Source organism: Curtobacterium sp. A7_M15 (assembly GCF_030705415.1).
In the GTDB taxonomy this organism is placed as follows: domain Bacteria; phylum Actinomycetota; class Actinomycetes; order Actinomycetales; family Microbacteriaceae; genus Curtobacterium.
In genome coordinates, this window is record NZ_JAUZED010000034.1 from 24,225 (window position 1) to 32,643 (window position 8,419).

Sequence of the window (8,419 nt, forward strand, 5' to 3'; positions counted from 1 at the left end):
AGGCGCGGGTCGGCGCCGACCCGCGCCTCCCGTCCCGCGAACGGGTGCTCAGCGCTTGCGCGGGGCGCCGGTGGATCCGCGCACCACGAGCTGCGGAACGATGTCGATCGGCCGGAGCAGCTCGTCGTCGCCGGGCAGGAGCAGGTCGACGCACCGTCTCCCGAGCTCGGCGAAGTCCACCTGCACGGTCGTGAGGGGCGGCCAGAAGTGCTTCGCCTCCGGGATGTCGTCGTAGCCGACCACCGAAAGGTCCCCGGGGACGTCGAGGCCGTACGAACGTGCGGCGTGCACCACCCCGAGCGCCATCGCGTCGTTCGAGCAGAAGATCGCGGTGCAATCCCGCCAGCGGAGGAGTTCTCGGCCCGCGTGGTAGCCGAAGTCGGCGGTCCAGTCGCCCAGGATCGGCGGGACGACCGGCATGTCCCGGTCGGACATCTCGCGCAGGAAGCCCTGCATCCGGGCGTCCGCCTCGATCCAGTCCTGTGGGCCGGCGATGTGGCGGACGTACTCGTGCCCGAGGTCGAGCAGGTGGGCCGTCGCGAGCCGGGCGCCCTCCATCTGGTCGACCCAGAGCGCGGTCGGGTCCTCGCCGACGCTCGAGCGCATCGTGACGTACGGCGTGCGGATCCCGAGCTCCTCGATGAGGTCGAACACCCGCTGCTGAGGAGCGATGACCACGATCCCCTCGACGTCCTGGTCGAGCAGGTGTCCGAGTCCGTCGCGGACCGCGGTGTCGGTCGGCTCGGCGATGTTCGCGGTCGTCACGGAGTACCCGCGGCTCACGGCGGCGTCCTCGATCGACTGCATCGTCACGGCCGGCCCGTAGTGCGATCGCTGCGCGGTGAGGACCCCGATCGTCCGGGTCCGGCTCGTGACCAGCGCTCGGGCGGCACGGTTCGGCCGGTACTGCAGCTGCTCCATCGCCGCGAGGACGCGGTCACGGGTCTCGGCCCGGATCGCGTCCGAGTTGTTGAGCACTCGGGAGACCGTCTGGTGGGACACACCGGCAACCCGCGCGACGTCGCGGATGCTGGGCGACCGCGGTTGCTGTGCCCGCGTCGACGCCATTGCTACTCGTTTCCTGCCCGGGGCCGTGGCACGCCCATGTGCACGTTCACATTCCGAGCCAGATCATTATGCACGCCTCCGGCATGCACGCCACCTGAGTTGTCGGTCCCGAGCGGAGGCAGGACCCGCCTAGAGCCAGTTGCGCTTGCGGAAGACCACCCAGAGCACACCCATGAGAGCGAGCATCCCGAGGATCGCGACCGGGTACCCGTAGCGCCAGTGGAGCTCGGGCATGTGGTCGAAGTTCATCCCGTAGACCCCCGCGATGAGTCCCGGGGCGAAGAGGATCGCCGCCCACGAGGAGATCTTCTTCACCTCCTCGCCCTGCCGGTGCGCGGCGCGTGCGAGCTGACGGCTCTCCTCGCCCTGCGCGAGGCTCGCACTCGTCATGCGACGCATGGCCTCGTTCTGCTCCTGCGACACCAGGGTCGCGTGCAGCGTCAGGGCGTTCTCGAGCAGAGCCCGGAACGAGTCCACCCGCTCGGTGACCCGCAGTGCGTGGTCGAGCACGTTCCGCAGACGGTGCTGGACCTCGTCGTCGACGCCGTACTTGTCGGCGCCCCGGAGCAGCCCCTTCACCATCGCGGGCACGGGCTTCGTGGCGCGCTGGAAGGCCAGGACCTCGCCGAGGAGCTGGTAGATCCGCTTCGAGACGCCGGGGTCGACCTGACCCGCGAACAGCTGGTCCTCGATGGCGTCCACGTGGTCCTGCAGGATCTCGACCACAGGGGCGTACCCGTCGACGACCTCGTCGAGCACGGCGGCGGTGACGGCCTCGGAACCCCGGGCGAGGAACTCCGGGTCGGCCTCGACCCGGGCACGGAGCGCCGCCAGGTCGGGGCGCTCGGCGTGCCGGACGCTGACCACGAACCGGTCACCGACGAACAGGTGCACCTCGCCGAACTCGACGGTCTCGGCCGCGGTGTCGAACCATGCCGGCCGGAGCACCAGGAAGAGCGTGTCGCCGTACCGCTCGAGCTTGGCGCGCTGGTGTCCCTTGCGGGCGTCCTCCACCGCGTTCTCGTGCAGGTCGAACTCGGTCGCGACGGCCTCGAGCTCGGTGTCGTCGGGGCGGAAGAGGCCGATCCACGCGAGGTCGCCCCCGGTGGCGAACGAGAGGGTCGACGGTGACCCGACGCGACGTCCCTCGACGTAGACCGCGTTGTCGATCAGTGCCATGTGCGTGCTCCTCTCGGGAGCAGGCAGGCGCGAAGTCCCCGGAGCCGACCGGGGCAGGCGTGGTTCAGCGAACGGGCACGGCGACGACCGTCAGGGGCGGCCGGCCCGATCGAGGATGGTCACCCGACATCGCGCCTCACCTGCCCTTCTCATCGTCCGTCGGCCGCGGTGCGCAGCCTCGTGGCCACACCCGTGACCGACGCCCGACCATACTCCGATGGTCGGGACGTGCCAACCCCGGCAACGCGGAGCGAGGGGGCGCGTGGGTCAGCGCGTGATGTGCAGACCGGCCGAGGCGAGCTCGGTGAGCTGCCACCCGAGCCACGGACTCCACGCGAACGGCGCACCTGCGACCGACTCGCGCAGCGCGGCCTCGGACACCCAGGCGTACTCGGCGACCTCGTCGTCCGCGGGTGCCGGGACGTCGTCGGTTACCGCGCGGAAGACCGGGCAGACCTCGTTCTCGACGATCCCCGAGGCGTCGACCGCGCGGTACCGGAAGTCCGGCAGCACGAGCTCGACGTCGCGGACGGTGATGCCGAGTTCGCGCGAGGCCCGCCTGGCGATGGCGTCCTCGAACGACTCGTCAGGGCCGGGGTGGCCGCAGAAGGTGTTCGTCCACACCCCGGGCCAGGTCTTCTTGGACAGCGCGCGACGGGTCACCAGAACGTCGCCGTCGGTGTTCCGCACGTGGCACGAGAAGGCCAGGTGGAGGGGCGTGTGGTCGGTGTGCACCGTGAACTTGTCCGCCGTACCGATCGGGGTACGGTCGTCGGCGAGAAGCACCACGGTTTCAGGGAAAGTCGTCATCTGCCTCGATAGGTTAGGCCAATGAGCGAGGAAGCGGCCACCGTGGCGCACATCGACCTCGCGCTCGTCGACGACTGCCTCGAGCGCTTCTTCGCCGTGTCGTCGGCCCGCGCCGAGCGCTACGGACGACCATCCGGCGAACTCTGGCGGGTGCTCCGCAAGGCGAGCATGGGCGGGAAGCGCTTCCGCCCGCGCATGGTCCTCACCGCCTACACCGGGCTCGGCGGCACCGACCTGCACGCGGCCGCGCACGTGGGTGCCGCGTACGAGTTGCTCCACACCGCGCTCGTCGTGCACGACGACGTCATCGACCGCGACTGGTCGCGCCGCGGGCAGCCGAACGTCGCCGGGTCCTTCCGTGACACGGGGACGACCGGTGGTCTGCCGCTGCCCACGGCCGAGCACCGAGGGATGAGCGCCGCGGTCATCGCCGGTGACCTCGCACTCGCGGGCGCACCCCGGTTCATCGAGTCGGCCGGCGTGACCGGTGACCGACGCACCCGACTGCTCGAGCTCCTCGACGAAGCCGTGTTCGCCAGCGCCGCGGGCGAGATGGCCGACGTCGACCTCGCGCTCGGCGTGATGCCGACGGTGGACGAGGTCCTGCAGATGGAGCGCGCGAAGACAAGCGTCTACTCCTTCGAGGCACCGCTGCAGTCCGGTGCCGTCCTGGCCGGCGCGGCCGAACCGATCGTCGAGGCGCTCGGCGCGTTCGGTCGCGAGATCGGGATCGCCTACCAGATCGTCGACGACCTCCTGGGCGTCTTCGGAGACGAGGGCACGACGGGCAAGACCGTCCTCGGCGACCTGCGCGAGGGCAAGCGGACCATGCTGATCGCCCACGCTGCGACCACCGAGTGCTGGCCGGACATCGCGCCGTACCTCGGTGACCCCGACCTCACTGAGGACCGCGCGGCCGAACTCCGTGCGACCCTTGTCACCTGCGGTGCCCGGGCCGCCGCCGAAGCGCGGATCGCCGAGCACACCGCACTCGCCCGTGCCGAGCTCGCCGGACTGCCGTACGACCTCGCCGACCGCCTGGAGACCCTCGTGACCGAACTCGTGGAGCGCGCCCGGTGAGCCACAGCCGAACGGAGCCGCGTCCCTCGACCCGGCTCCCGCTCTACGACGCCACGGCCGAGGCCGCCTCGGGTGTCGTGATCGACCGGTACTCGACGTCGTTCGGGCTCGCGAGTCGCCTGCTCACGAAGGACACGCGCGAGCACATCCGCAACGTGTACGCCCTCGTCCGGGTGGCCGACGAGGTCGTCGACGGCCCCGCGACCGAGGCCGGACTCGGCCACGACCTCGCCCGGACGGTCCTCGACGAGCTCGAGGCCGACACCGAGCGGGCGATCACCCTCGGTTTCTCCGTCAACCCCGTGGTGCACGCCTTCGCGCGGACCGCCCGGGTCACCGGCTTCGGCCCGGAGCTGACGCGGCCGTTCTTCGCCTCGATGCGGATGGACCTCGAGCGCACCGAGCACGACCAGGAGTCCTTCGACCGCTACGTCTACGGCTCGGCCGAGGTCGTGGGCCTGATGTGCCTGCGCGCGTTCGTCCACCGTGCCGGCACGCCGACGTTCGACGACTCCGTGCTCGTCGACGGTGCCCGTGCGCTCGGCGCGGCGTTCCAGAAGGTGAACTTCCTGCGCGACCTGCACGCCGACTTCGAGGTGCTCGGTCGCTCCTACTTCCCGGGGGTCGACATCCGCAGCTTCGACGAGGCCACGAAGGAGCGACTCGTCGCCGACGTCCAGTCCGACCTCGACCGGGCCGCCCGCACCGTCCGGCTGCTGCCCGTCGACGCGCGGAACGCCGTCGGACTCGCGCACGCGCTCTTCCAGGAGCTGAACGACCGCATCGCCGCCACGCCGGCGGAGCGGCTCATCACGACGCGCGTGCGCGTCCCGAACCCGGTGAAGGCGCGCCTGGCCGCACAGGTGCTCGCCGGACGTGCGCCGCTGCGGTCGCGCGCGACCCACCACCGGACTGGAGGCGCGGCGTGACCCCGCCCCGCGCCTCCCGACCGGCGGCACCCGCCTCGAAGCGCAAGGTACCCGCCCGACGCGCGGTCGTGATCGGCGGCGGCATCAGCGGACTCGCGTCCGCCGCCCTGCTCGCGCGCGACGGGTTCTCGGTGACCGTGCTGGAGCAGCGCGGGCAGCTCGGCGGCCGCGCCGGGTCCTGGGAACAGGACGGCTTCCGGTTCGACACTGGCCCGTCGTGGTACCTCATGCCCGAGGTGTTCGACCACTTCTTCCGGTTGCTCGGCACCTCGGCGGACGCCGAGCTCGACCTCGAGAAGCTGGACCCCGGCTACCGCGTGTACAGCGAGGGCCACGACGAGCCGATCGACCTCCGCGCGGACAGAGAGGCGAACATCGCGCTGTTCGAGTCGATCGAGCCGGGCGCCGGCGCGCGGATGCGGAAGTACCTGGCCTCGGCCGAGGACACCTACGCGATGGCGATCCGCCGGTTCCTCTACACGACCTTCCAGGACCTCCGGAAGCTCGCCGCGCCGGACGTCCTGCGTCGGCTGCCGAAGCTCGCACGCCTCCTCATCGAGCCGCTCTCGACCTTCGCGGAGTCCGCGGTGCGGGACCGCCGACTCTGGCAGGTGCTCGGCTACCCGGCGGTGTTCCTCGGCACGAGCCCCTACGCCGCGCCGAGCATGTACCACCTCATGAGCCACCTCGACCTCGCCGACGGGGTGCTCTACCCGAAGGGCGGCATCACCGAGGTCATCTCCGCCGTCGAACGCGTCGCCCGTCGCGAGGGCGCGAAGATCATCGCCGGTGCCAAGGTCGAACGGATCGTCGTCGAGGACGGCCACGTCACCGGTGTCGTCCACCGCGACCGCGCGGGTGAGCAGCACACGGCGCCCGCCGACCTCGTGGTGAGCGCCGCCGACCTCCGGCACACCGAGCTGCAGCTGCTCGACGCGGAGCACCGCACGTACCCCGCCGCGCACTGGGCGAAGCGCGACCCGGGGCCCAGCGCCGTGCTCGTCTACCTCGGCGTCGACGGGCCCGTACCGGGGCTGCTGCACCACACACTGGTGTTCACCGAGGACTGGAAGGCCAACTTCGGCGCGATCTTCGGTGCCGACCGGCACGTCCCCGACCCCGCGTCGATCTACGTCTGCGCCCCCTCGGAGACCGACTCCTCGGTCGCACCGCGGGGATCGAGCAACCTGTTCATCCTCGTGCCGCTGCCCGCCGACCTGTCGATCGGCAAGGGCGGGATCGACGGTGCGGGCGACTACGAGGTCGAGCGCATCGCCGACCGCGCGATCGACGTCGTCGCCGAGCGGGCCGGGGTGCCGGACCTCCGCGACCGGATCCGGGTCCGCCGGACGATCGGCCCGCGGGACTTCGCCGACGACTACAACGCCTGGAACGGCTCGATGCTCGGGCCCGCGCACACCCTGAAGCAGAGCGCGTTCTTCCGCGAGAAGAACGCCTCGGCCAAGGTCGACGGCCTCTACTACGCCGGTGCCTCGACCATCCCGGGCATCGGGCTGCCGATGTGCCTGATCAGCGCTGAGGTGCTGCTCAAGCGCATCCACGGCGACACCAGCACGGAACCGCTCCCGGCACCACTCCGGCGACCCGGCACCGCCGACTGATGCCCGGGCTCTACCTCGCCGGACTGCTCGTGTCGCTCGTCGGCATGACGGTCCTCGACGCCCGGCTGCACCTGTTCTTCTGGCGGGCACCGTGGCGTGCGGCGGCGGTCATGGTCGTGGGCGTCGCGTTCTTCATGTTCTGGGACGTGCTCGGGGTCGCCGTCGGCATCTTCTTCATCGGCCCGCAGGACCTGCTGACCGGAGTCCTCCTCGCGCCGGACGTCCCGCTCGAGGAGCTCTTCTTCCTCCTGCTGCTCTGCTACACGACCATGAACCTGTTCGGATTCGTGCGGCCCCTCGTAGCGCGTGGGTTGCGCCGGTCCGAACGGAGCCGTCCGTGACCGGGTCGGGCGCGTACGCCCTGCTCGCGCTGCCGTTCTTCGCCGCGGTGGCGGTCGTCGCCGTCGTCGCCGGGGTCGTCGCGGCACGACGTGCTCGCGCTGCCGGGCGACGGGCCCGGACGGGGCGGCGGATCGCGCTCGTCACCGGACTCGTCGCCGGGATCGCCCTGCTCGTCACGACCATCGTGTTCGACAACGTCATCGTGACCCTGCGGATCGTGGCGTACGACCCGGCGCTCATCAGCGGTGCGAAGATCGGGGCGATCCCGGTCGAGGACCTCGCGTACTCGATCGCCGCGATCGTGCTGCTGCCCAGCCTGTGGGTCCTGTTCGACCGACCCACCCGGCCATCCCAGGAAGAAGAACCGACCCGATGAACGCGAGCACCGCCTCCAGGCCGTCGACCCTGCGCGCCCTGTTCGTGTCGTCCCGGCCGATCAGCTGGGTGAACACCGCCTACCCGTTCGGCGCGGCGTACCTGCTCGGCAGCGGGGTCGGCCTCGACGGCGGCGGCTTCTCGCTCGTCGCCTTCGTCGTGGGCGTCGTGTACTTCCTCGTGCCCTACAACCTGGCGATGTACGGCATCAACGACGTCTTCGACTACGAGTCCGACATGCGGAACCCGCGCAAGGGCGGGGTCGAGGGTGCCCTGCTCGACAAGAGCGTGCACCGCGCGACGCTGTGGGCCGTCGTGGTCACGAACGTGCCGTTCCTCGTCGCGCTCGTCGTGCTCGGTGCCCTGAGTGGCAACGGGCCGTGGTCGTGGCTCGTCCTGGCGATCAGCGTGTTCGCGGTCATCGCCTACTCGGCGCCGGGGCTGCGCTTCAAGGAGAAGCCGTTCCTCGACTCGCTCACCTCGAGCACGCACTTCGTGTCGCCGGCCATCTACGGCCTGGCGCTCGCCGGACCGCACTGGACGGGCCAGCTCGTCGCCGTGTGCGTGGCGTTCTTCCTGTGGGGCGTGGCGTCGCACGCGTTCGGTGCGGTGCAGGACGTGCTCGCCGACCGGGCCGGCGGGATCGGCTCGGTGGCGACCGTCATCGGTGCTCGGGCCACGGTGCGCCTGGCGTTCGTGGCGTACCTCGTGGCCGGTGTCGCGCTGCTGTTCTCGGCGTTCCCGGGACCGATCGCCGCGATCGTCGTCGTGCCGTACGCCCTGAACGTGCTGCCGTGGTGGAACGTCACCGACGCGGGCGCCGAGTCGGCCAACGCCGGGTGGAAGCGGTTCCTCTGGATCAACTACCTCGCGGGGTTCATCGTCACGATGGCGCTCATCGCGTACGCGTTCACGCACTGAGGCGTCGCGCGCGCGACCGCGGTCCGCGCCCGCGCCCGCGCCCGCGGTCCGCGCCCCGCTGCGGTCATCGCGCCCCGACTCTGCGGGGCGCGA

At 71.2% G+C, this 8,419-nt stretch carries 9 protein-coding genes; 6 read left to right on the forward strand and 3 right to left on the reverse strand.

Features of this window, described 5'->3' with window-relative positions; genetic code table 11:
• Positions 1-48: 48 nt before the first annotated feature.
• The 3 genes from Q7F20_RS08475 to idi all read right to left on the reverse strand — a co-directional run bounded on the left by Q7F20_RS08475 (position 49) and on the right by idi (position 3,057).
• A complete protein-coding gene (locus Q7F20_RS08475; RefSeq protein WP_305739673.1) occupies positions 49-1,068 on the reverse strand; it encodes a LacI family DNA-binding transcriptional regulator in 1,020 nt (339 codons plus the stop codon).
• A gap of 129 nt (positions 1,069-1,197) precedes the next feature.
• Complete coding sequence (locus Q7F20_RS08480) at positions 1,198-2,247, reverse strand: magnesium and cobalt transport protein CorA (RefSeq protein ID WP_305739674.1); 1,050 nt, start codon at positions 2,245-2,247, stop codon at positions 1,198-1,200.
• Between the two features lie 267 nt (positions 2,248-2,514).
• Entirely contained in the window at positions 2,515-3,057 is a 543-nt protein-coding gene (gene idi / locus Q7F20_RS08485; RefSeq protein ID WP_305739675.1) for an isopentenyl-diphosphate Delta-isomerase, read from the reverse strand.
• A 21-nt stretch (positions 3,058-3,078) separates the two neighbouring features.
• Here idi and Q7F20_RS08490 point away from each other — a divergent pair, with 21 nt between their 5' ends.
• The 6 genes from Q7F20_RS08490 to Q7F20_RS08515 are packed head-to-tail and all read left to right on the forward strand — an operon-like array spanning position 3,079 to position 8,326.
• Positions 3,079-4,137, forward strand: coding sequence for a polyprenyl synthetase family protein (locus Q7F20_RS08490; RefSeq protein WP_305739676.1), 1,059 nt, complete (start codon positions 3,079-3,081; stop codon positions 4,135-4,137).
• On the forward strand, positions 4,134-5,066 hold the full coding sequence (locus Q7F20_RS08495; RefSeq protein WP_305739677.1) for a phytoene/squalene synthase family protein: 933 nt from the start codon (positions 4,134-4,136) through the stop codon (positions 5,064-5,066). Before Q7F20_RS08490 ends, Q7F20_RS08495 begins: the two co-directional genes overlap by 4 nt.
• Positions 5,063-6,688: a phytoene desaturase family protein gene (gene crtI / locus Q7F20_RS08500; RefSeq protein ID WP_305739678.1), complete on the forward strand. Its 1,626-nt coding sequence runs from the start codon at positions 5,063-5,065 to the stop codon at positions 6,686-6,688. The genes Q7F20_RS08495 and crtI overlap by 4 nt, the downstream gene beginning before the upstream one ends.
• A complete protein-coding gene (locus Q7F20_RS08505; RefSeq protein ID WP_305739679.1) occupies positions 6,688-7,029 on the forward strand; it encodes a lycopene cyclase domain-containing protein in 342 nt (113 codons plus the stop codon). The genes crtI and Q7F20_RS08505 overlap by 1 nt, the downstream gene beginning before the upstream one ends.
• On the forward strand, positions 7,026-7,406 hold the full coding sequence (locus Q7F20_RS08510) for a lycopene cyclase domain-containing protein (protein ID WP_305739680.1): 381 nt from the start codon (positions 7,026-7,028) through the stop codon (positions 7,404-7,406). Before Q7F20_RS08505 ends, Q7F20_RS08510 begins: the two co-directional genes overlap by 4 nt.
• A complete protein-coding gene (locus Q7F20_RS08515; RefSeq protein ID WP_305739681.1) occupies positions 7,403-8,326 on the forward strand; it encodes a prenyltransferase in 924 nt (307 codons plus the stop codon). The genes Q7F20_RS08510 and Q7F20_RS08515 overlap by 4 nt, the downstream gene beginning before the upstream one ends.
• The last annotated feature ends 93 nt before the right edge of the window (positions 8,327-8,419 follow it).